Genomic DNA, 22,207 nt, shown 5'->3' with positions numbered 1-22,207 from the left:
AATAGGGAAATGGAGGGGAGCGGGGAAATGATCCCCACTCCTTTTCCTTTGTCCAAACTGTAGCCAAAAGGGGGCACGAACGATGAACAAGAAGACGATCCGCGACGTTGAGGTGAGGGGAAAGCGCGTCTTCTGCCGCGTTGATTTCAACGTGCCGATGGAAGAAGGCGCGATCACTGATGACACACGCATTCGCGCCGCACTCCCGACGATCCGCTATTTGATCGAGCACGGGGCGAAAGTCATTTTGGCGAGCCACCTCGGCCGCCCGAAAGGAAAAGTGGTCGAAGAATTGCGTTTGGATGCCGTTGCCAAGCGGCTCGGCGAGCTGCTTGAACGGCCGGTCGTGAAAACGAATGAAGCGATCGGCGATGAGGTGAAAGCGGCGGTCGACCGTTTGAACGAAGGCGACGTGCTCTTGCTTGAGAACGTCCGTTTTTACCCTGGCGAAGAGAAAAACGATCCAGAGCTGGCCAAAGCGTTTGCGGAGCTCGCGGATCTATATGTCAACGATGCGTTCGGCGCCGCCCACCGCGCTCATGCGTCGACGGAAGGCATCGCCCATTACTTGCCGGCGGTGGCCGGATTTTTGATGGAAAAAGAACTCGAAGTGCTTGGCAAGGCGCTTTCGAATCCGGACCGCCCGTTTACAGCGATCATCGGCGGCGCGAAAGTGAAAGACAAAATCGGCGTCATCGACAATTTGCTTGAAAAAGTCGACAACTTGATCATCGGCGGCGGACTGGCGTACACGTTCGTCAAAGCGCTTGGGCATGATGTCGGCAAGTCGCTGCTTGAAGAAGATAAAATCGAACTGGCGAAATCGTTTATGGAAAAAGCAAAAGAAAAAGGCGTCCGTTTTTATATGCCGGTGGACGTGGTCGTCGCCGACCGGTTTGCGAACGACGCCAACACGAAAGTCGTGCCGATTGACGCGATTCCAGCCGATTGGGAGGCGCTTGACATCGGTCCGAAAACGCGCGAATTGTACCGCGATGTCATTCGCGAGTCGAATCTCGTTGTCTGGAACGGCCCGATGGGCGTCTTTGAAATGGAGGCGTTCGCGCACGGGACGAGAGCGGTCGCTGAAGCATTGGCGGAAGCTGCCGATACATACTCGGTCATTGGCGGCGGGGATTCGGCGGCGGCGGTTGAGAAATTCGGCTTAGCCGACAAAATGGATCATATTTCCACCGGCGGCGGCGCGTCGCTTGAGTTTATGGAAGGAAAACAGCTCCCAGGGGTCGTGGCGTTAAACGACAAATGACGATGCAGCGGCAGCTTGGGGGCGCGTTGGCGCCGCCCGGCAAGCGATAATGGCCGCTGACGACAACCCGGCGGCGATGGGCGGCGGCCTTTTCGCCAACGGAGGGGCGCCAGCCAACACCAAGCTTCATTCCCCGAGGGGAGCGGGGCGGTCCGCGCCGCCCAGCGAAAGGAAGGGTGAACGATGAGAAAACCGATCATTGCAGGCAACTGGAAAATGCATAAAACATTAGCGGAAGCGGTTCAATTTGTCGAGAACGTAAAAGGGCTCGTGCCGCCGGCCGATGAAGTCGATTCCGTCGTTTGCGCGCCGTTTCTCTTTTTGGATCGGCTGGTGCAAGCGGCAGACGGCACGAATTTAAAAATCGGGGCGCAAAACATGCATTTTGCCGACCAAGGGGCGTACACCGGCGAAGTGAGCCCGGTCATGCTGAAAGACCTCGGCGTCACGTACGTCATCCTCGGCCATTCGGAGCGCCGGCAGATGTTTGCGGAGACGGATGAGACCGTCAATAAAAAAGTATTGGCGGCTTTCACCCGTGGGCTTGTGCCGATTGTTTGCTGCGGGGAAACGATCGAGGAGCGGGAAGCCGGGCAGACGAATGCGGTCGTCGCTTCACAAGTGGAAAAAGCGCTCGCCGGCTTGACGCCGGATCAAGTGAAGCAAGCGGTCATCGCTTACGAGCCGATTTGGGCGATCGGCACGGGGAAGTCGTCGACGGCGGAAGATGCGAACGACGTGTGCGGCCATATTCGTTCGGTCGTCTCGCGCCTGTTTGGCCCGGAAGCGGCGGAAGCGATCCGCATCCAATACGGCGGCAGCGTCAAACCGGACAACATCCGCGACTTTTTGGCGCAAGAACAGATCGACGGCGCCTTAGTCGGCGGGGCGAGCTTGGAGCCGGCTTCATTCTTGCAATTGGTGGAGGCGGGGCGCCATGAGTAAACGACCGGTTGCGCTCATCATTTTGGACGGGTTTGCGCTGCGCGAGGAAACGTACGGCAATGCGGTCGCTCAGGCGAACAAACCGAACTTTGACCGCTATTGGAACGAATACCCGCACACAACGCTCAAGGCGTGCGGCGAGGCGGTCGGGCTTCCGGAAGGGCAGATGGGCAACTCCGAGGTCGGACACTTGAACATCGGCGCCGGGCGCATTGTATACCAAAGCTTAACGCGGGTCAACATTGCCATCCGCGAAGGCGAGTTTGACCGGAATGAAACGTTTTTGGCAGCGATGAACCATGTGAAAGAGCATGGGACAAGCTTGCATTTGTTCGGCTTGCTTTCCGACGGCGGGGTGCACAGCCATATTCACCATTTGTACGCCCTCTTGCGCTTAGCGGCGAAAGAAGGCGTGAAGCGCGTGTACATCCACGGCTTTTTGGACGGCCGCGACGTCGGCCCGCAAACGGCGCCGCAATACATCAAAGAACTGCAGGAAAAAATCAAGGAGTACGGCGTCGGCGAAATCGCGACGTTGTCGGGCCGCTACTACTCGATGGACCGCGACAAGCGGTGGGACCGCGTCGAGAAGGCGTACCGGGCGATGGTGTACGGCGAAGGCCCGACGTACCGCGATCCGCTTGAGTGCATCGAAGATTCGTACCAACACGGCATTTACGACGAGTTCGTCCTGCCGTCGGTCATCGTCCGCGAAGACGGCCGGCCGGTGGCGACGATTCAAGACAACGACGCGATTATTTTCTACAACTTCCGCCCCGACCGGGCGATTCAAATTTCGAACACGTTTACGAATGAAGATTTCCGCGAATTTGACCGCGGCCCGAAACATCCGAAGCATTTGTTCTTTGTCTGCTTGACCCATTTCAGCGAAACGGTGAAAGGGTATGTGGCGTTCAAGCCGACGAACTTGGACAACACGCTCGGGGAAGTGCTGTCGCAGCACGGCTTGCGCCAGCTGCGCATCGCCGAGACCGAAAAATACCCGCACGTGACGTTTTTCATCAGCGGCGGCCGCGAAGAGAAATTTCCAGGCGAAGACCGGATTTTGATCAACTCGCCGAAAGTGGCGACGTACGACCTGAAACCGGAAATGAGCGCCTATGAAGTGACAGACGCGCTGCTGAAAGAGATTGCAGCTGACAAGTACGACGCGATCATCTTGAACTACGCCAACCCGGATATGGTCGGCCACTCGGGCAAGCTTGAGCCGACGATCAAGGCGGTGGAAGCCGTGGACGAATGCCTCGGCAAAGTCGTCGACGCCATTTTGGCCAAAGGCGGCATCGCCATCATCACCGCCGACCACGGCAACGCCGATGAAGTGCTGACGCCGGACGGCAAGCCGCAAACGGCGCATACAACGAATCCGGTGCCGGTGATCGTGACGAAAAAAGGCATCAAGCTGAGAGACGGCGGCATTTTAGGAGATTTGGCGCCGACGATGCTTGATTTGCTCGGTTTGCCGCAGCCGAACGAAATGACAGGGAAATCGTTGATTGTCAAATAACGATACGAAGGAAAAGGAGTGTGTGTTCATGTCTGCGATTATTGATGTTTACGCCCGCGAAGTGCTCGATTCGCGCGGCAACCCAACCGTAGAAGTGGAAGTGTATACAGAAGAAGGCGGTTTCGGCCGCGCCCTGGTGCCAAGCGGCGCCTCGACTGGGGAATATGAAGCAGTCGAACTGCGCGACGGCGACAAAAACCGCTACCTCGGCAAAGGGGTGTTAAAAGCGGTGGAAAACGTCAACGAAGTGATCGCTCCGGAAATCATCGGCCTTGAAGTGACCGACCAAGTGGCGATCGACCGCGCGTTGATTGAGCTTGACGGCACGGAAAACAAAAGCAAACTTGGCGCCAACGCCATTTTGGGCGTTTCGCTTGCCGTGGCCCGCGCGGCGGCGGACGAGCTCGGTTTGCCGCTGTACCAATACTTAGGAGGCTTTAATGCCAAAACGCTGCCGGTGCCGATGATGAACATTTTAAACGGCGGTGCGCATGCGGACAACAACGTCGACATTCAAGAATTTATGATCATGCCAGTCGGGGCGGAAAGTTTCCGCGAAGCGCTGCGCATGGGGGCGGAAATTTTCCACAGCTTAAAAGCGGTGCTGAAAGCGAAAGGCTACAACACCGCGGTCGGCGATGAAGGCGGCTTCGCCCCGAACTTGAAATCGAACGAAGAAGCGCTGCAAACGATCATCGAAGCGATCGAAAAAGCCGGCTACAAACCGGGCGAACAAGTGATGCTCGCCATGGACGTTGCTTCATCCGAGCTGTACAACAAAGAAGACGGCAAATATCATTTGGAAGGCGAAGGCGTTGTCAAAACGTCCGAAGAAATGGTCGCTTGGTATGAAGAACTTGTCTCGAAATACCCGATCATCTCGATCGAAGACGGGCTCGATGAAAACGACTGGGAAGGCCATAAACTGCTGACCGAGCGGCTCGGCAAAAAAGTGCAGCTTGTCGGCGACGACTTGTTCGTCACGAACACGAAAAAACTGGCCGAAGGCATTGAAAAAGGCGTCGGCAACTCGATTTTGATCAAAGTGAACCAAATCGGCACGCTGACGGAAACGTTTGACGCCATCGAAATGGCGAAACGCGCCGGCTACACGGCTGTCGTCTCGCACCGCTCCGGCGAAACGGAAGACAGCACGATCGCCGACATCGCCGTCGCCACGAACGCCGGCCAAATCAAAACAGGCGCGCCGTCGCGCACCGACCGCGTCGCGAAATACAACCAGCTGCTCCGCATTGAGGATGAACTCGGCCATACGGCCATTTACCAAGGCATCCGTTCGTTTTACAATTTGAAAAAATAACCGATAACAGAATCATTACAGGCACCTTTCGGCTGTTTGCCAAGAAAGGTGCCTTTTTTTGCGGCGGGCGAGGATAGCAAAGGGTCGCGTCAAAAGCGCGTTATGAAGACTCCACATAGACCATCCCCTTGAGTATCGGAGGGATGTTCAAGGATGGAGTCGCCCTTGACCAACACCCGACAAAGGTGGGAAAGAATCGTCAAGGGCGGTGGAGACAAAAAGAAGGCAATCGTTTTCCCATATTACACCCATTACATACACAGTGATTGAATATTGGGTCTTAGGGATTTCAAACAAATCGGCGAATCATTTGGGCAACAAGCTTGTCACTTCTTTGTTCTGGTAAAGTTCTTTTTCATCTTCCGTACAACAATCAATACACTTAACTATTTTGAGAAGATCAATTTTGATTTGATTATATTTTTTAATTTTCTTGCAAATATTTCCCATGATTTCACTCTCATACTTAAACAATCACATCTTTGTCTCTAGAAGGCCGGTGAAAAACGAGGATACTTGAGAAATCGACGAAGCTGAATGAGAAACAAAAGCACGTTTTATCAAGGTTTCTGAATTTGAGAAAATATAGGTTTTACCTCGTTGCTAAGTAAATCACCGGGCTCCTAGAGATAAGTTGAAATTCCTTTTGAAGCTTCTTACTTCTTGTTTGTAGAAGAGCTTAAAAAACCAATGGGGACTGATAAAATAATGGAAGGTGAAATCGCACCCGAAGCCTGGTATGAGGGATGCTTAGTTTCCTATGGTTCTGGTAATGAAAAATATTGTTACCAAAATTACTTTGGAGCCAAGTGTAGAAGTGGAACACCAATTAACGCATTAGACCGATGCTGCCAAGCTCACGATCGTTGTTGGGCTAATTTTGGGAAAGGAGACGATGGTTGCGATTACGAATGATATCTCTGTGCATACGCTACTTATGATCCGGGCTGGTGGATGGTTGCCGAGTTTGGATTATTGTGCTCGCAAGGAAAATTAGGTAGCATTTTCTAAATGTTTTTATGAAAAGAGAAGGTCTATTCCAACCTTCTCTTTTCGTGCTCTTATCCTCCCATAACACGGGCTAAATAATAATAAAAACTCCAAAGACCTAAAGAACTAAGGCTACTTAACAAGACAGCAAGCGATAAAAATAGGTTGGCATTGGATTCCTTTCTATAACGAACTAGAAACATAATGGACAGGATGATACCAGCAACGAAAAAGGGTAGCCATACCAGCCATAAAGAACCGAAGGGGAACCCGGTATCTATGAGGTAACCCACTATAAAAACAAGATTGATAAATAAAATTACAGGAAGAATTATTTTCTTCATTTACACTTTCACCTTTTACTGGAAAATGGATTGAACAAAATCTTTTATATAATTTTAACAAAATATAGAAAGGTTTTAAATAGTTTTTTTATCTGTAGATGAGTATTTTTCATTATAATAATTTCCATGTCATAAGAGGTAAACAGGGTACTCCTTAGGCGACATGGAGCTGTTTTTTGATCGCATCAATGGGAATATCTTGCTTCGCAGCGTTATCAATGAACTCGACGATGCTGTGGCCTTTCCGCGATCGAAGCAACTCCAGCCCAGCGGAAAGGGTTTGTTGGGATTCGGCAATGCTGTACACGCAGGCTAAAGCACCACTGCCCCATACCGTTTCACCGTGACTTAAACAAAATGTTTTTGGCGTGATCGCGCCTCGAATCATCTCCTTCATGGTGTTCACTGCTTCGGCTGCGGCTATCTTTACTTTTGTACATGGGCGAGGCATCTCTCTTTTCGAAGCGGCATGAACACCTCTCATGCGGGCGCAAAACGATAGACGTGGGTGAGGTGGTGGTTTATACTATTTTTGAATCATTTGAATATTCAGGAGTGATAAAGATGGAACAAACCGTTGTTGAAACAAAGTACGGTCGGTTGCGCGGGGGAACAAATGAAGGGGTTTTCTATTGGAAAGGGATTCCGTACGCGAAAGCGCCGGTCGGTGAACGCCGTTTTCTGCCGCCGGAACCGCCTGAGGCATGGGATGGGGTGCGGGAGGCGACTGCCTTCGGTCCTGTCGTGATGCAGCCGTCGGATCCGATTTTCAGCGGATTGCTCGGGCGGATGAGCGAGCCGCCGAGCGAAGACGGGCTGTACCTGAACGTTTGGTCGCCGGCGGCGGATGGGAAGAAGCGGCCGGTGCTCGTCTGGATTCACGGCGGCGCCTTTTTGTTCGGCTCGGGTTCTTCGCCGTGGTATGACGGGACGGCGTTTGCGAAACACGGCGATGTCGTCGTCGTGACGATCAACTACCGAATGAACGTGTTTGGCTTTTTGCATCTCGGTGATTCGTTCGGCGAAGCGTACGCGCAAGCCGGGAATCTCGGCATTTTGGACCAAGTGGCGGCGCTGCGCTGGGTGAAGGAGAACATTGCGGCGTTTGGCGGTGATCCGGACAATGTGACGATTTTCGGTGAATCGGCGGGAGCGGCGAGCGTCGGCGTGCTGTTGTCGCTTCCGGAGGCGAAGGGGCTGTTTCGGCGCGCCATGTTGCAAAGCGGTTCGGGATCGCTTCTTCTCCGTTCGCCGGAGACCGCGATGGCGATGACCGAACGCATTCTCGATAAGGCTGGCATCCGTCCGGGCGACCGCGAACGGCTGTTGTCGATTCCTGCCGAGGAGCTGCTGCGGGCGGCGCTGTCGCTCGGTTCAGGGGTCATGTACGGTCCGGTGGTGGATGGCCGCGTATTGCGCCGCCATCCGATTGAAGCGCTCCGCGACGGGGCGGCCAGCGGCATTCCGATTCTCATCGGCGTGACGAAAGACGAGTACAACTTGTTTACCTTGACGGATCCGTCATGGACAAAGCTTGGCGAAAAGGAACTTCTTGACCGAATCAACCGGGAAGTCGGGCCGGTGCCAGAAGAGGCCATCCGCTATTACAAAGAAACGGCGGAGCCGTCGGCGCCTACTTGGCAAACGTGGCTTCGCATCATGACGTACCGCGTGTTTGTCGAGGGGATGCTGCGGACGGCGGACGCCCAAGCGGCGCAAGGGGCGGATGTGTACATGTACCGATTTGACTATGAGACGCCGGTGTTCGGCGGCCAGCTGAAAGCATGCCACGCGCTCGAGCTGCCGTTTGTGTTTCACAATCTCCATCAGCCGGGCGTCGCGAATTTCGTCGGCAACCGGCCGGAGCGCGAGGCGATCGCCAATGAAATGCATTACGCTTGGCTCTCGTTTGCCCGCACCGGAGACCCGAACGGTGCTCACTTGCCGGAAGCATGGCCGGCGTATACGAGCGAGCGCAAGGCGGCCTTTGTCTTTTCGGCCGCCAGCCATGTCGAGGACGACCCGTTCGGCCGCGAGCGGGCGGCATGGCAAGGACGCTAGAAGATTTGATTCGTGAGGGAGCACCGCCGTCTGCGGAAAAATGGAGCTTCGGCCTCTCTCCGCTAAACCAACAAAGGAACGGCCAACCGCCGTTCCTTTGTTATTCGTTTGCCCCCTGAGAAGGAAGCCCAAACTGTTCCGCGAGCGCCGGGTCGCGGTCGATCGCCTCAAGCAGCTTGCGCATGACGTTGATGTCAAACGTAAAGTTCACCCCGATCGGCGAGGTGACGAAAATTTTCCCTTCCTTTGCCTCACGCGCCCGTTTGAATTGATAGCCGTCAATCGCGATGACGACTCGTTCGTCCGGTCTTGCCATTGAAGTCCCTCCAGTCGTTGCCGATTTGCTTTCTATTGTAACGCATTTCGGCGGTGGACGACAATGATCATACCGCATCCGATTCATGGAGCGTCAAGCAGATGGAGGATGAAACGTTCCTTCATCTCTGCCAAAGAGAAGAGGGAGCGAATGTTTGCTGCGCTCCCGTTGCCATTCCGTTGAATGGATGAGAAAGGCAAGGAGTTGTCGCCTTTTCTTCAGCATCGTTTCGTTCATTCGCGGCTCCATCGATGTGGTCAAGTCAGATACGTGGCGATTTTAGCCAGGCATTCGTCAATGATTTCATCGATTTCCTCTATTTGCGCATCTTCTCGATTGTATTTTTTAAAAATTTTTAGATGACGAGCTTTCCAATCCAATGATTTGATTTGGTCGGATAAAATGACCCCTGTAATGGGAGCGCCGCCTTCAAGGAGTATTCCTTCTTTTGGCAAATCCACTTCAAACGGATAGCCTTTCTTCTGATTGGTGATGGGACAAACAACTGCAAATCCTGTTGCTTGATTGAATTTTTGTGGAGATAAAACAAGAGCAATTCTTCTTCCTGCTTGTTCATGGCCAGCTTGTGGATGGAAGTTCAACACAACGAAATCTCCTCTTTCCGGCGCGTCTGCGGCCATTAGATCCACTCACGCCCTTCTACCCCAAAATCGATCTCCTTATGTCGATTTTCAGGGGTAATTTGTGAGAGTAGCTCTTCCAATGTGTATTTCTTCCGTGCTCTTTTCGGCTTTAATGTGATGATTCCTTCGTTTTCAATGACATGTAATTCCATTTCAGAACCTTGTTGAATCCCGATTTGGTCAGCCGCGTCTTTTGGGATGCGGATGCCCAAACTGTTCCCCCACTTTTGCACGATGACAGTAGACATCACATTCTCTCCTTTCTTTTTTACGCTGTTGTTTTGTTTTGAATTCATTGTATCATCTCCGTTCCTAAATGTATATACACAGTATATACAAAATGATTCAAAATGATTACATGTTTCACCAAAAAAGGAATGAGGGGGCTTTCGTCGTGTTGAGACAGGCCCGCCAGTTGCCGCCAACGGCGATCTATGGTATAGTGAAAGTATTGCAATGTCGGTCGTTGGAGGTGTCAGGCATGCATGCCTTGCTTGTGACGTTGCTTGTCATTGTATCGATTGCGCTGATTGCGATTGTGTTGTTGCAGTCAGGCCGAAGCGCAGGGCTGTCGGGGGCGATCACCGGCGGCGCCGAGCAATTGTTCGGGAAGCAGAAAGCACGCGGGCTCGATGCGGTGTTTCAGCGCGTGACGGTTGTGTTGGCCGTTTTGTTCTTTGTGTTGGCGATTCTTGTTGTTTATGTCCAACCATCATAAGCAAAAAACGGGGGCGGTCCAAAGGGAAGCGGGCTGCCTTTTCTATTTCAGCAAGAAAGGAAGGAGAACGAATGATGAAAATTGTTCCGCCGAAGCCGTTTTTCTTTGAAGCCGGGGAGCGGGCGGTGCTGCTGTTGCATGGGTTTACCGGCAATTCCGCTGATGTTCGGATGCTCGGGCGTTTTTTAGAATCCAAAGGCTATACGTGCCATGCGCCGATTTACAAAGGACACGGCGTGCCGCCTGAGGAGCTCGTCCACACCGGGCCGGATGACTGGTGGCAAGATGTCATGAACGGCTACGAGTTTTTGAAAAACAAGGGCTACGAAAAAATCGCCGTCGCCGGACTGTCGCTTGGAGGCGTATTTTCATTGAAATTAGGTTACACTGTACCTATAGAGGGCATTGTGACGATGTGCGCGCCGATGTACATCAAAAGCGAGGAAACGATGTACGAAGGCGTGCTCGAGTATGCGCGCGAGTATAAAAAGCGGGAAGGAAAATCAGAGGAGCAGATCGAACAGGAGATGGAGAAGTTCAAGCAGACGCCGATGAAGACGTTAAAGGCGCTGCAGGAGCTGATCGCCGATGTGCGTGACCATCTTGATTTGATTTATGCCCCGACGTTTGTTGTGCAGGCGCGCCATGATGAGATGATCAACCCGGACAGCGCGAACATCATTTATAACGAAATTGAATCGCCGGTCAAACAAATCAAGTGGTATGAGCAATCAGGCCATGTGATTACGCTTGATCAAGAAAAAGATCAGCTGCATGAAGATATTTATGCATTTCTTGAATCGTTAGATTGGTAATGGAGAAAGGAGGGGATGGACAATGGATCATGTGTTGGCCGAACGCATCTTAACGTTTATGCGCGATGAGGCGTATAAGCCGCTGACGGTCGAAGAGTTGGAAGAAGCGTTTGGCATCGAGGATGCCGATGGATTCAAGGAGTTTGTCAAAACGCTTGTCGCCCTGGAAGAGGAAGGACTCATCGTCCGGACGCGCAGCAACCGCTACGGCGTGCCCGAGCGGATGAATCTCGTGCGCGGCAAGGTGATTGGCCACCCGAAAGGATTCGCGTTTGTCACACCGGAGGAGCCGGGACTGGATGATATTTTCATCCCGCCGTCCGAATTGAAAAACGCGATGCATGGCGACACCGTGCTTGTGCGCGTCCAGGCCGATTCATCGGGGGCGCGCCGTGAAGGGACGATCGTCCGCATTGTGGAGCGCGGGGTGAAAGAAGTCGTCGGCACGTACACCGAAAGCAAATATTTCGGCTTTGTCATCCCGGATGACAAGCGGATCGTCAACGACATTTTCATTCCGAAACACGCCGCGAACGGTGCGGTCGAAGGGCATAAAGTCGTCGTCCGGCTCACCTCGTATCCAGAAGGACGGATGAGCGCTGAAGGGGAAGTCGTCCGAATTCTCGGCCATAAAAACGACCCGGGCGTCGACATTTTGTCGATCATCTATAAGCATGGGCTGCCGCTTCAATTTCCCGATGACGTCATCGAGCATGCGAACCGTGTGCCCGATGTGATTACCGAGCAAGATTTGGAAGGGCGGCGCGATTTGCGCGGCGAGATGATCGTCACCATTGACGGCGAGGATGCGAAAGACTTAGACGATGCGGTGACGGTGACGAAGCTGGAAAACGGCAACTATAAGCTCGGCGTCCACATCGCCGACGTGAGCCATTACGTCGAAGAAGGCTCGCCGATCGACCGCGAGGCGTATGAGCGCGGCACGAGCGTCTATTTGGTCGACCGCGTCATCCCGATGATTCCGCACCGGCTGTCCAACGGCATTTGTTCGCTCAACCCGAAAGTCGACCGGCTGACGCTGTCGTGCGAGATGGAGATCACCCCGCAAGGCGAAGTCGTCCGCCATGACATTTTCCAAAGCGTCATCCGCACGACAGAGCGGATGACGTATTCCGATGTCAATAAAATTTTGGTGGACAAAGATGAAGCCTTGCGGGAAAAATACGCGCCGCTTGTGCCGATGTTTGAGCTGATGGCTGAGCTCGCCGACATTTTGCGCACGAAGCGGATGAAGCGCGGGGCGATCGATTTTGATTTCAAAGAAGCGAAAGTGCTCGTCGATGAAAATGGCAAGCCGTACGATGTCGTCTTGCGCGAGCGGTCGGTCGCCGAGCGGTTGATTGAAGAGTTTATGTTGGCGGCGAACGAAACGGTCGCTGAGCATTTCCATTGGCTGAACGTACCGTTTATGTACCGCGTCCATGAGGATCCAAAGCCGGAAAAACTGCAACGTTTCTTGGAGTTCATCACGAACTTCGGCTATGTCGTGAAAGGAACGGGCAACCAAATCCACCCGCGCGCCCTCCAACAAATTCTCGAAGCGGTGCGCGGCGAGCCGGAAGAAATGGTGATCTCCACCGTCATGCTTCGGTCGATGAAGCAAGCGCGCTATGACGCCGAGAGCCTCGGCCATTATGGGCTGTCGACTGAGTTTTACACCCATTTTACGTCGCCGATCCGCCGCTATCCGGACTTGATCGTCCACCGGCTCATCCGGACCTACTTGATCAACGGGCAGATGGATCCGGAGACGCAGCGAAAATGGGCGGAAAAGCTGCCGGAGATTGCCGAGCATGCATCCAACATGGAGCGGCGCGCCGTCGAGGCCGAGCGGGAGACGGACGATCTGAAGAAAACCGAGTTTATGGAAGACAAAATCGGCATGGAATTTGACGGCATCATCAGCTCGGTGACGAACTTCGGCTTGTTCGTTGAGCTGCCAAACACGATCGAAGGCCTGGTGCACGTCAGCTACTTAACCGACGACTACTACCGCTATGACGAGCGCAGTTATGCGATGATCGGCGAGCGGACGGGAAAAATGTACCGCATCGGCGATGAAATCACCGTCCGTGTCATCAACGTCAACAAAGACGAACGGATCGTCGATTTTGAAGTCGTCGGCATGAAAGGACGCCGCCCGCCGAAGGCAAAAGCCGCGCCGGTCGTTATTGAAGGAAAAAAACAAAAGAACGGCAAGCCGAAAGCAGAGGCAAAAGGAAAAACCGGTGCGGGCCGCGCCGCGAAAGCAAAAAAGAAGAAAAAGAAAAAACGGTGAGGAAAAGCCGAACGGGCGGCTTTTCCTTCCTTTTCGTTTTTGGTAAAATAAGAAACGCCGATGAGGAGGGGGAAAACGGATGCCGAAAGGCGAAGGAAAAGTGATCGCCCAAAACAAAAAAGCGCACCACGACTATTTCATCGAAGAAACGTATGAAGCCGGCCTCGTTTTGCAAGGGACGGAGATCAAATCGATCCGCAACGGCCGGGTGAACTTGAAAGATTCGTTCGCCAAAGTGGAAAAAGGGGAAGTGTTTCTCCATAACATGCATATCAGCCCGTACGAACAAGGCAACCGCTACAACCACGACCCGCTGCGGACGAGAAAGCTTTTGCTGCACCGGCGCGAAATCAACAAGCTGATCGGCTATACGAAAGAGCAAGGGTATACGCTCGTGCCGCTGAAATTGTATATTAAAAATGGCTTTGCCAAAGTGGAGCTTGGAGTGGCCAAAGGGAAGAAAAAATACGACAAACGGGAAGACATGAAGCGGAAAGAAGCGCAGCGCGAAATCGAGCGGGCGTTCCGCGAGCGGCAAAAGCTGTAGAGAGGCAAGCCGCCGAGCGGGCATTTGCCGAGGGCGGGAGCCTGAAACATCGGGCTTTTGGCGGGCATTGCCGGTTTGGGAACGGCGGAGGGATGTTTGGTTCATCGCGGCAAGCGGGGGCATTTCTTGCGTCGCCGTGTACGGAAAATGGGATGGGCTGATTTTTCTTGGCAAGTGCCAAGAAGCCGTGTTCTCAATCATCCGGCACAACATTCGGAGAAGAGCCTGTTTTTTGGCGAGATTGAAAACATTCCCATTGAAAATGCACCGCGTCATGGTATAATAAAAAGTGCAACAGCCAGTTATTCCATGCTTAAGCTGTTCCGATCTCTTCGCACCGCGGGGACGATCCGGATTCGACAGGGGTAGGTCGAGCTTAAGCGGCGAGCCGAGGGGGACGTCCTCGTAAAAACGTCACCTAAAGATAACTGGCAAACAAAACTACGCTTTAGCTGCCTAATTGCTGCAGCTAGCTCCTCCCGCCATCGCCCGCGTGGCGTTCGAGGGGCTCATATGAAGCGGGCTACGCCCAAATCCGCCGCCTGAGGATGAGGGAAGAGACGAACCAGGCTAGCCGCCGGGAGGCCTGTCGGTAGGCGGAACGGACGGCGAAGCGAAATATACCGACTACGCTCGTAGATGCTTAAGTGGCGATGCCTCTGGACGTGGGTTCGACTCCCACCGTCTCCATTTCCGATATCCGAACGGTTCGGACGAGAAACTGTGAAACCCTTGATACGACTGCATTTGCAGTCGTTTTTCATTTTTTGGGAATCCCCAAAAAACGATAGAATACGAAAAAATTTTGCACGAATTTTGCACCGCGTTTTTACCTTGCATTGTATACCGAGTTCGACAGTGACTAAGTAAACAAAATGCCTCTCATCCCTTGATGCCAAAGGGACAAGAGGCATTTGGGCATCCTTCCAGCGTGTATCTAGGCGCGAGGATGGATGCCTAGAATCTTCGGAGGCGGCCTCAGCTCTAGCGCCGATCTTGTTCTGCAGCGATGATGGGCCCATAATATGAATATGCGCCTCGTTTGTTCATGATGAATGGATTCGTGATCGGGAAAAAGAGATAAAAAAAGAAGGCCGAACGAACGAATATTTCGCTTCGTTCGGCCGAGCGATCGGCGCCTGTTAGTCGATTGCGGCGGATGGCTCTTTGTCCGCCGCCGCTTCATGATGAGCAGCAGGAGCGTCGGCTTCAGCCCATTGCGGGCGCCAGGCGATGCAAAGCGCCCCGCCGATGATGCCGAGAATGGTGCCGACTAAGAAGCCACCCAAGGCGCCCATGATCGACAGAATGGCACTGAACATACCGATGATGCCGAGCAAGGTGGATAGCCGCGGCATGGCGTAGGAAAGAATCCCCATCAACATGACCATGCCGCCGAGGAAAAAGCCGACGAACACCATGCTTCCGGGAACGAGAGAAATTTCGTATAGCTGCATCGGAACCCATAAAATCACAAGGCTTGATAACAAGAGAAACGTTGCCCCCCAAAACGGGCGGCGTTTCCGCCAGCGACCGAACGCCTGCCAGCTGGAACGAATGATGCCCAATGTCCCTCATCCTTACCGAGAATTAGTTGAGTTTTTCAAAGTACACTTTCATGCCCGGCAGCGACACTTTTTGCTGGAATAAGTAGACGGTTTTGATATCACCGTTTTCGATCGTAATGCTGTCGGCTCCTTGTGTGAATTCTTTGGCCGCTTTCTCGACTGGGTTGCTCGTATCGCCGACATAGCTTTCTTTCATCGTCAAGCTGCCGAAGGAGATGTTGCCGTTGATTTGCGTCGCTTTTTGTACGAGGCCGTCAATCGAGACCGGTTGGCTCGCCACGATGACGACGCGAATGCCCAAGGCCGGGAAGTCTTTCGAAATCCGAAGACCTTGAATCGTCGCTTTATCCATTTCATTGACGAAGACCGGCGTCTGCGGCGCATTGCCTGCTTCCGCCACGCCGCCGTACATTTTAAACCCGCTGCCGTTCAGTTTGTCAAATTGAACGGTAAATTCGCCGACCCCGCTGATTGGTACGGCATAGGCGACGCCTGTCAGCCCGAAGATCGACAGCAAGGCGCCTAACAGCAGGAACCCTCCCAACAGCGCGGCGATCAGCGGCTTTTTCGCTGTGCGCCCCCCAATGATGACCGGTTTTGTTGCCATTTCCATGGCGTTTCTCCTCCCCCTTTTTTTGAATGATCAGCGCTGTAAGCGCTTTAGTGAATCTGTTTAAATTTTATGACAATTATACATTCCATTACATCCCTATGTTTGTCGGATTTTTTAAGTGCTGTTGGACAACCGTGACGGGCAAAAGAAGGAATTGACCGATCGAATTAAGAAATTAGATGATCAAAGTAGTCGATCACTAGCGGGGATGCGGGGGGAGGATGGGGATGTCGAAGGAATTAAATGATCATTTGCTTCGTTTGCTTCATGAAGCGGCCGACATCTTGCATAGGTATGCGGCGGAATTGAACCGGGAATGGAAGCGGATCGGCGAAGCGCTTGGCAAGCGGAATGAGCGGGTTCAAGAGGTGTTTTCCACGCTGTGCGCATTCGTTCAGGCAAGATTGCTCCCGTACGGGGGTGAACATCCAGCGAATGGGCAGCTCGAACGCATTGCGGCGTTTCATCCGGAGATGGTCATATTTTCCCTGAATTTAATGGAAAATACGGTTCATCAAGTGTTGAAGGCACATGCGTCAGCGGCTGCTGCGCTGCACCCAGCCGTGCGGTATTTGTTTTTTAAATGGAATGAATGGTTGTTGTATGAAGTGAATGAACAATCATTCAAACCCAGTAGCGATTCCGCGTGGAAAAAAGAATCCTTGTGGAAAGACGCCGTCATTTTGTTTAACGAATGGATTTTGCGGGCGCAGACGTTTGAGGAATCGGCGGCGCATATTTGTTTTGGTTTTTCTTATTTTCTTCCTTTCACCCGCTGTGCGCTGTTTCAATTTGTCAATCAGGAGAGCACAGCCATCGGCCTGCACGGGTATGGCGTGGACAACGGGCAAATTCAGCACTTGTGCGTGGAATTGGACAGCATTCCGATGTTGAAAGAAAGTGTGGGGAAATTGAAAGCGGAAGTGCATGAGTTTCGCCATTTTCGTCCGATTTATGTGCCGAGGGCGAGCGAACAGTTTCCGCGCCTGTATGTGGACCTGTTCGGTTTGGCCTCGCTGGTGATCGTTCCGGTGTATGTGCCGACGGAAGGGCGGATGATTGGAGGCGTCGTTCTCGACCGCGGACCGGGCCGCTTCTTTGCCGTTGACCGCCGCCTGTTTCCCGCGCTGATGAAATTTGGTCAAAGCGCGGGGGAGTTGCTGTTGAAATGGATCAAGGCGCCAAAAAAAGAATGGGAAGGGATGGCGGAATCCTTGTCGCCAAGAGAAATTGAGATTTTGAAGCTGCTCGCCGACGGAGCTTCGACATTGGAAGCGGCCTGTCAGCTTTATTTGAGCGAATTTACGGTGCGCGACTACATTTCCAGTGCCTTAAGGAAGCTTCGCGCCAAAAATCGGACGGAAGCGGTGGCAAAAGCGCTGCGTCTTGGGTTGATTGGATGACGAGGCGGACTAGTCTGTCCGGCCGTTTCATTTCACACCATTTTCGCCGATTGCTCACCGTTTGGACACAGTTTTGTTCTATACTGCCTACTGAAAAACATGGCAGGGGGAAAAACTGTGGAACAAACGGTGAAGGCGGAGGACAAACAGCCGCCGATGTATGCGGCGGTCTGGAGGTGGCATTTCTATGCGGGGATCATCTTTGCGCCGTTTCTGATCATTTTGGCGTTGAGCAGCGCAAGCGCAAACCGAAAGGCGTCCTCGGCGCCCCTAGGCGGGTGAAGGATCCCCAAGCGGCGAAAACGGTGTGGGGGCATGATCGCTGCGGCGGTCGTGATGCCGCTGTTTGCGTTGTCGCTTGTTGTCATTTGGCTGTTTGACCGTTTTGTGGTGCAGAAGATTCCGAGCGTTCGCCGCTTTCTCGCGGCGTAACCATCGTCGGAAGCGGCTTGATGAGTAGGCATCAAGGCCGCTTTCTTTTTTAGGGAGCTTGGTTTTTTGTCATGTTTGGCACGGGGCGGCATATGGATAAAAAGGGAATCTTCTTCAACGCATCAAAAGGGAGGAAATGAGAATGAACCAGCCCTACGCGTCCCATGCTTCGCCGCCGCAGCTTATTGCCTTGGTTGACCCGTATGTGTACCACGCTTTCCAAGCTTTGAACGGCAAAGAAGTGGTAGTGGAAACCGTCCGCGGTTCGATCCAAGGAACGGTGAGGGATGTGAAGCCAGACCATATCGTCATCTCGGCGCATCAGGCGGTTTATTACATCCGCTTGGCGCAAGTGGTGTCTGTTCGCCTCAGCAATTAATGGAAAAGGAGGAAAAGAGTCGTGGTATTTCAGCGGATCGACCGGCTGGCGATTGAATTGCCGAAGCCCAAATACGCGGACCCCAATGCGGCTGCCGCTGTCCAGGAGCTGCTTGGCGGCCGTTTCGGAGAAATGTCGACGTTAAACAATTATTTGTTTCAGTCATTCAATTTTCGGCAAAAAAAGAAGCTGCGCCCGTTTTACGAGTTGGTGGCGAGCATCACCGCCGAAGAGTTTGGCCATGTCGAGCTCGTGTCCAATGCGATCAACCTTTGCTTGACCGGCTCCACCCATCCAGGTGATCCGGATACAGCGCCGATGAAGGATGCGAAAGACAAGCGCAATACGTATCATTTTATCGCGACGGCGCAGACGGCGTTTCCCGGCGATTCGATGGGGAAGGCGTGGACGGGGGAGTACGTGTTCAACAGCGGCAACTTGATTTTGGATTTGCTTCACAACTTTTTCCTGGAATGCGGAGCGCGCACGCATAAAATGCGCGTCTATGAAATGACGGACCACCCTACCGCCCGCGAGATGATCGGCTACTTGCTTGTGCGCGGGGGCGTTCATGTTTTGGCGTACGCCAAGGCGTTGGAAGTGGCGACGGGCGTTGATGTGACGAAGCTTCTGCCAATCCCGAACCTCGATAACCGCGTGTTCGATGCGGCGAGAAAGTATGAGGATCAAGGCGTCCACCGCCGTCTTTATACGTTCAGCGATCGCTATTACAAAGAAATCGTCCGCATTTGGAAAGGAACCCATCCAAGCGACGGCCAGCCGCTCGAGGTGGTCGAAGGAGCGCCCCAAGGGGGGGCGATCCCCGATTTGGACGAAGTGCCGGAAGAATTCGCTCCCGGGATTTCGGCCGAAGATTTTTTGGAAATCGCCAAGCGGCTGCAGCGGTCGGCAGGGTTGTGATGAGGCGCCCAACGGCGCCTGATTTTTTTTTGGAAAGCCGGTCGTTGAACAAAAAGGGCGGCGCAACGAAGAGATGACGCCAATGTTGTTTTTTCCCTTCACTCGGAAATCATTCGCATTTTAGGGGCATCGGGCATGATGGCGATTCCGACGGAAGCCGACTTTGACAACGAAGAAATTGGCGATATCGTCCGCCGCGCGATGCAAGGGGCGACGGTGGGGCTATGAGCGCGTTCAGCTGTTCCGGCTCGCCTGGGATCTCACGATGAGCGCGTTCGGAGCCCGGCAGACGCATTACGAATATGACTTTTTCGGCGATCCCGTTCGGATGGGGATGGCGTATTTCGACGCATATGAAAAAGAGCCGTATCAACAGTTCGTGCGTGAATTTCTGCGCGGCGCCAAAAGCGTGTTCATTCCTTCTGACACCCAGCGGTGACAGTGCAAATGGAGTTGAATTTGATCGAAAGGGGAGAAGGATGGTGAAATTTTCTATTATTCGCTGCGCCCGCGCGGTGCTGCATGTGACCGATTTGGCCGCCGCCCGCGATTTTTACGAACGGGTGCTTGGGTTTGTCGTGACGGAAGCGGATGAGAGCCATCTGTATTTGCGGGGGGCTGGAAGAATATCATCATCATAGCCTTCTATTGAAAAAGGCGCCCCGCCCTGCGGTTGAAGCGCTTGGCTACAAAGTCGGTTTCGAACAGCAATTGGAAGCGCTTTATGAATGGTTTGCGGCGCAAACGCTGCAGCCGAAATGGCTGGAAGCAGGAAGCCAGCACGCCGTCGGGAGAGCGTTTCGCGTGCAAGATCCGCCCGGGCTGCCGCTTGAGTTTTTTGCCCAGATGGAGAAAACAGAGCGGCTTTTGCAGCGGTATGACGTATACCGCGGCGCCCGCGTGCAGCGCATCGATCATTTCAACTGCGCGGTTAGAGATGTAAAGAACGCGTACGACTTTTATGTCCATGGTTTGGGCTTTGCCTGCTCGGAGTATACGGAAACAGAGGATGGGAAACTTTGTGCTGCATGGCTGCACCGGAAGCAAAACGTCCACGATTTGGCGCTGATGAACGGAAAAGGGCCGCGCCTTCACCATATCGGGTTTTGGCTGCCGGACCCGCTCAGCCTGATCCATGCGTGCGATGTGCTGGCGGCGGCCGGATATGCGCCGAACATTGAACGCGGGCCGGGCCGCCACGGATTGTCGAACGCCTTCTTTGTCTATTTGCGCGATCCGGATGGCCATCGCATTGAGCTGTATAACGGCGATTATTTGACGAGCGACCCCGATTTTCCGCCGATCCGTTGGGATTTGGATGACCCAAGGCGCCAGACGTTTTGGGGGCATGCGGCGCCGGACAGCTGGTTTGAAGAGGCGTCCGTCGTTCTTGACGTTCACAGCGGCCAGCCGATCGAGCAAAGCGAACCGACATTGGCGAAGCGGAAACCGACCTTTCTCATTTAGAAAGACCGCCGTTTTCTGCCGGCCGTTTTCGCGATCATCATGATATATGATTTTATGATTGGTTTCATATATGATTTTGTGTAAAATGTAAATAAGATTCAGAAAAAACAAGTCGACAGGGGGAGAAGGGATGGCATACCGCGAGGCGAAAGAACGGCTGCGCGGCTCAATTGCGCCGGTCGTCACGCCGTTTGATGAGGAAGGAAACGTGGATTTTGCGGCGCTTGCCGCGCTCATCGATTGGCATATTGAAAGCGGCACGCACGGCATTTCCGTCACGTCCGGAGGGGGTGAACATGATGCATTACGAATGCGAGCTTGCGGTGGTGATCGGCCGCCCGGCCCGCCGGGTGAGGGCGGAACAGGCGTACGACTACATTTCCGGCTACACCATTGCCAACGATTACGCAGTCCGCGATTACTTAGAAAATTATTACCGGCCGAATTTCCGCGTCAAAAACCGCGACCAGGCGACGCCGCTCGGCCCATGGATCGTCAGCCATGACGAAGTCGCCGAGGGGCGGAAAGAAGACATCGATGCGGCGGTTCGGGCGGCGAAGGAGGCGTTTGATCACGGGCCGTGGCGGACGATGCCGGTTGAAAAGAGGCTCCGTTATTTGTTCCGCATTGCCGAGCTGATTGAAACATATGCGGACGACATCGCCTATTTAGAGGCGCTCGACACCGGCATTCCGATCAGCCAGGCGAAAAAACAGGCCGCCCGCGCGGCGGAAAACTTCCGCTTTTACGCGGAAATGGTGAAGACGCGCCTTGTTGGCGAGGCGTATCATGTGAATGGTCAGTTTTTAAACTATACCGTTTATAAACCAGTCGGCGTCGCCGGGCTCATTACGCCGTGGAATACGCCGTTTATGCTGGAAACGTGGAAGGTGGCTCCCGCGCTGGCGACCGGCAACACCGTTGTCTTGAAGCCGGCCGAATGGTCGCCGTTGACGGCGAATAAACTGGCGGAAATCATCGATGAAGCCGGGCTGCCTCGCAGGGTGTTCAACGTCGTGCACGGGTTTGGCGAAACGGCGGGCGCCGCATTGGTCGCCCATCCGGACGTGCGCCTCATCACGTTTACCGGCGAGACGACGACCGGCATGGAGATCATCCGCAACAGCGCGGCAACGTTGAAAAAAACATCGATGGAGCTCGGCGGCAAGTCGCCGCTCATCGTGTTCGCCGACGCCGATCTCGATCGGGCGCTTGACGCAGCGGTGTGGGGCGTATTTTCGCTCAATGGCGAGCGGTGCACGGCCAACTCGCGGCTTTTGCTTGAACAGTCGATTTACGATGAATTTGTCGCCCGGCTGAAAGAGCGCGTCGACCGCATCGTCATCGGCGATCCGATGAACCCCGCGACCGAACTGGGACCGCTCATTCATCGCGATCATTGGGAGCGGGTGAACCGCTATATTGAGATCGCCAAACAGGAAGGGGCGGACGTCTATGCCCCGGGCGTTCCGAAAGGGCTGGAGCGCGGCAACTTTGTGCCCCCGACATTATTGCTTAACTGCCGCAACGATGTCAACTACCCCCACTTAGCTAACGCTTGAAGTGGGGGCTTGCAACTCCCCAGAAGTACAAGCGGACTTCGTCCTCCTTCCTTGACTTGGGGTTGCA

The 22,207-nt window shown here is 53.6% G+C and carries 19 protein-coding genes, 1 other RNA gene and 5 pseudogenes; 18 read left to right on the top strand and 7 right to left on the bottom strand.

All coding sequences use genetic code 11. From position 1 onward, the window contains the following. The first annotated feature begins 82 nt into the window (after positions 1 to 82). The 4 genes from CV945_RS08350 (at position 83) to eno (ending at position 5,061) form a co-directional block, all read left to right on the top strand. The gene (locus CV945_RS08350) at positions 83 to 1,267 is read left to right on the top strand and encodes a phosphoglycerate kinase (RefSeq protein WP_100659544.1); all 1,185 of its coding nucleotides are present in this window, start codon (positions 83 to 85) and stop codon (positions 1,265 to 1,267) included. A gap of 183 nt (positions 1,268 to 1,450) precedes the next feature. Continuing rightward, positions 1,451 to 2,212 (top strand): triose-phosphate isomerase, encoded by a 762-nt coding sequence (gene tpiA / locus CV945_RS08345; protein ID WP_015375781.1) that lies wholly within the window; start codon positions 1,451 to 1,453, stop codon positions 2,210 to 2,212. Further along, positions 2,205 to 3,740 carry a 2,3-bisphosphoglycerate-independent phosphoglycerate mutase gene (gene gpmI, locus CV945_RS08340; protein ID WP_094239189.1) on the top strand — a complete coding sequence of 512 codons (1,536 nt, stop codon included), beginning with the start codon at positions 2,205 to 2,207 and terminating at the stop codon, positions 3,738 to 3,740. Before tpiA ends, gpmI begins: the two co-directional genes overlap by 8 nt. Positions 3,741 to 3,768: 28 nt before the next feature. Further along, the gene (gene eno, locus CV945_RS08335; protein WP_033012093.1) at positions 3,769 to 5,061 is read left to right on the top strand and encodes a phosphopyruvate hydratase; all 1,293 of its coding nucleotides are present in this window, start codon (positions 3,769 to 3,771) and stop codon (positions 5,059 to 5,061) included. A 1,061-nt stretch (positions 5,062 to 6,122) separates the two neighbouring features. Here eno and CV945_RS08330 read toward each other — a convergent pair. Beyond that, positions 6,123 to 6,395 (bottom strand): hypothetical protein, encoded by a 273-nt coding sequence (locus tag CV945_RS08330; protein ID WP_029761341.1) that lies wholly within the window; start codon positions 6,393 to 6,395, stop codon positions 6,123 to 6,125. 154 nt (positions 6,396 to 6,549) lie between these two features. Next, positions 6,550 to 6,726 (bottom strand): annotated as a pseudogene (locus CV945_RS08325) (IS701 family transposase); the annotation flags it as partial. Positions 6,727 to 6,959: 233 nt separating this feature from the next. On the opposite strand from CV945_RS08325, the gene CV945_RS08320 reads away from it, so the two are divergent. Beyond that, on the top strand, positions 6,960 to 8,456 hold the full coding sequence (locus CV945_RS08320) for a carboxylesterase/lipase family protein (RefSeq protein ID WP_100659543.1): 1,497 nt from the start codon (positions 6,960 to 6,962) through the stop codon (positions 8,454 to 8,456). Positions 8,457 to 8,556: 100 nt separating this feature from the next. Here CV945_RS08320 and CV945_RS08315 read toward each other — a convergent pair whose 3' ends face one another. From CV945_RS08315 to CV945_RS08305, 3 genes are all read right to left on the bottom strand, one after another. Beyond that, the gene (locus CV945_RS08315) at positions 8,557 to 8,772 is read right to left on the bottom strand and encodes a hypothetical protein (protein ID WP_100659542.1); all 216 of its coding nucleotides are present in this window, start codon (positions 8,770 to 8,772) and stop codon (positions 8,557 to 8,559) included. A 257-nt stretch (positions 8,773 to 9,029) separates the two neighbouring features. After that, positions 9,030 to 9,413 (bottom strand): type II toxin-antitoxin system PemK/MazF family toxin, encoded by a 384-nt coding sequence (locus tag CV945_RS08310; RefSeq protein ID WP_100659576.1) that lies wholly within the window; start codon positions 9,411 to 9,413, stop codon positions 9,030 to 9,032. Further along, the gene (locus CV945_RS08305; protein WP_044743778.1) at positions 9,413 to 9,712 is read right to left on the bottom strand and encodes an AbrB/MazE/SpoVT family DNA-binding domain-containing protein; all 300 of its coding nucleotides are present in this window, start codon (positions 9,710 to 9,712) and stop codon (positions 9,413 to 9,415) included. Before CV945_RS08305 ends, CV945_RS08310 begins: the two co-directional genes overlap by 1 nt. A 185-nt stretch (positions 9,713 to 9,897) precedes the next feature. Between CV945_RS08305 and secG the strand changes: the two genes are divergently transcribed. From secG to ssrA, 5 genes are all read left to right on the top strand, one after another. After that, entirely contained in the window at positions 9,898 to 10,134 is a 237-nt protein-coding gene (gene secG, locus CV945_RS08300; RefSeq protein ID WP_094239185.1) for a preprotein translocase subunit SecG, read from the top strand. Between the two features lie 74 nt (positions 10,135 to 10,208). After that, positions 10,209 to 10,949: a carboxylesterase gene (gene estA / locus CV945_RS08295; RefSeq protein WP_033008930.1), complete on the top strand. Its 741-nt coding sequence runs from the start codon at positions 10,209 to 10,211 to the stop codon at positions 10,947 to 10,949. A 22-nt stretch (positions 10,950 to 10,971) separates the two neighbouring features. Further along, positions 10,972 to 13,248 carry a ribonuclease R gene (gene rnr, locus CV945_RS08290; RefSeq protein ID WP_044743777.1) on the top strand — a complete coding sequence of 759 codons (2,277 nt, stop codon included), beginning with the start codon at positions 10,972 to 10,974 and terminating at the stop codon, positions 13,246 to 13,248. Between the two features lie 79 nt (positions 13,249 to 13,327). Continuing rightward, entirely contained in the window at positions 13,328 to 13,795 is a 468-nt protein-coding gene (gene smpB / locus CV945_RS08285; RefSeq protein WP_013144268.1) for an SsrA-binding protein SmpB, read from the top strand. Between the two features lie 341 nt (positions 13,796 to 14,136). Next, positions 14,137 to 14,488: a transfer-messenger RNA gene (gene ssrA, locus CV945_RS08280) on the top strand. A 449-nt stretch (positions 14,489 to 14,937) separates the two neighbouring features. On the opposite strand, the gene CV945_RS08275 is transcribed toward ssrA, so the two are convergent. Both CV945_RS08275 and CV945_RS08270 read right to left on the bottom strand, forming a co-directional pair. Continuing rightward, complete coding sequence (locus CV945_RS08275) at positions 14,938 to 15,363, bottom strand: DUF6114 domain-containing protein (RefSeq protein ID WP_100659541.1); 426 nt, start codon at positions 15,361 to 15,363, stop codon at positions 14,938 to 14,940. A 22-nt stretch (positions 15,364 to 15,385) separates the two neighbouring features. Further along, positions 15,386 to 15,976: a DUF6230 family protein gene (locus CV945_RS08270; protein WP_047818971.1), complete on the bottom strand. Its 591-nt coding sequence runs from the start codon at positions 15,974 to 15,976 to the stop codon at positions 15,386 to 15,388. Between the two features lie 227 nt (positions 15,977 to 16,203). On the opposite strand from CV945_RS08270, the gene CV945_RS08265 reads away from it, so the two are divergent. The 8 genes and pseudogenes from CV945_RS08265 to CV945_RS08225 form a co-directional block, all read left to right on the top strand. After that, complete coding sequence (locus CV945_RS08265) at positions 16,204 to 17,379, top strand: helix-turn-helix transcriptional regulator (RefSeq protein WP_100659540.1); 1,176 nt, start codon at positions 16,204 to 16,206, stop codon at positions 17,377 to 17,379. A gap of 117 nt (positions 17,380 to 17,496) precedes the next feature. Continuing rightward, the gene (locus CV945_RS08260) at positions 17,497 to 17,661 is read left to right on the top strand and encodes a hypothetical protein (RefSeq protein ID WP_165754816.1); all 165 of its coding nucleotides are present in this window, start codon (positions 17,497 to 17,499) and stop codon (positions 17,659 to 17,661) included. A 292-nt stretch (positions 17,662 to 17,953) separates the two neighbouring features. Then, positions 17,954 to 18,190 (top strand): YuzF family protein, encoded by a 237-nt coding sequence (locus CV945_RS08250; protein ID WP_011232507.1) that lies wholly within the window; start codon positions 17,954 to 17,956, stop codon positions 18,188 to 18,190. Between the two features lie 21 nt (positions 18,191 to 18,211). Continuing rightward, entirely contained in the window at positions 18,212 to 19,111 is a 900-nt protein-coding gene (locus CV945_RS08245; protein ID WP_047818969.1) for a manganese catalase family protein, read from the top strand. Between the two features lie 102 nt (positions 19,112 to 19,213). Beyond that, positions 19,214 to 19,550, top strand: a pseudogene (locus CV945_RS08240) (4-hydroxyphenylacetate 3-hydroxylase C-terminal domain-containing protein); the annotation flags it as partial. A gap of 43 nt (positions 19,551 to 19,593) precedes the next feature. After that, positions 19,594 to 20,578 (top strand): annotated as a pseudogene (hpaD, locus tag CV945_RS08235) (3,4-dihydroxyphenylacetate 2,3-dioxygenase). Between the two features lie 130 nt (positions 20,579 to 20,708). Next, positions 20,709 to 20,942: pseudogene (locus CV945_RS17840) on the top strand (dihydrodipicolinate synthase family protein); the annotation flags it as partial. Continuing rightward, positions 20,875 to 22,107, top strand: a pseudogene (locus tag CV945_RS08225) (aldehyde dehydrogenase family protein); the annotation flags it as partial. The pseudogenes CV945_RS17840 and CV945_RS08225, both read left to right, overlap by 68 nt. Positions 22,108 to 22,207: the final 100 nt, after the last annotated feature.

It is taken from the genome of Geobacillus sp. Manikaran-105, from assembly GCF_002809955.1.
Lineage (GTDB): Bacteria > Bacillota > Bacilli > Bacillales > Anoxybacillaceae > Geobacillus > Geobacillus thermophilus.
Note: the sequence above shows the minus strand (reverse complement) of the source record. Positions and strands in the feature narration are given on the sequence as shown.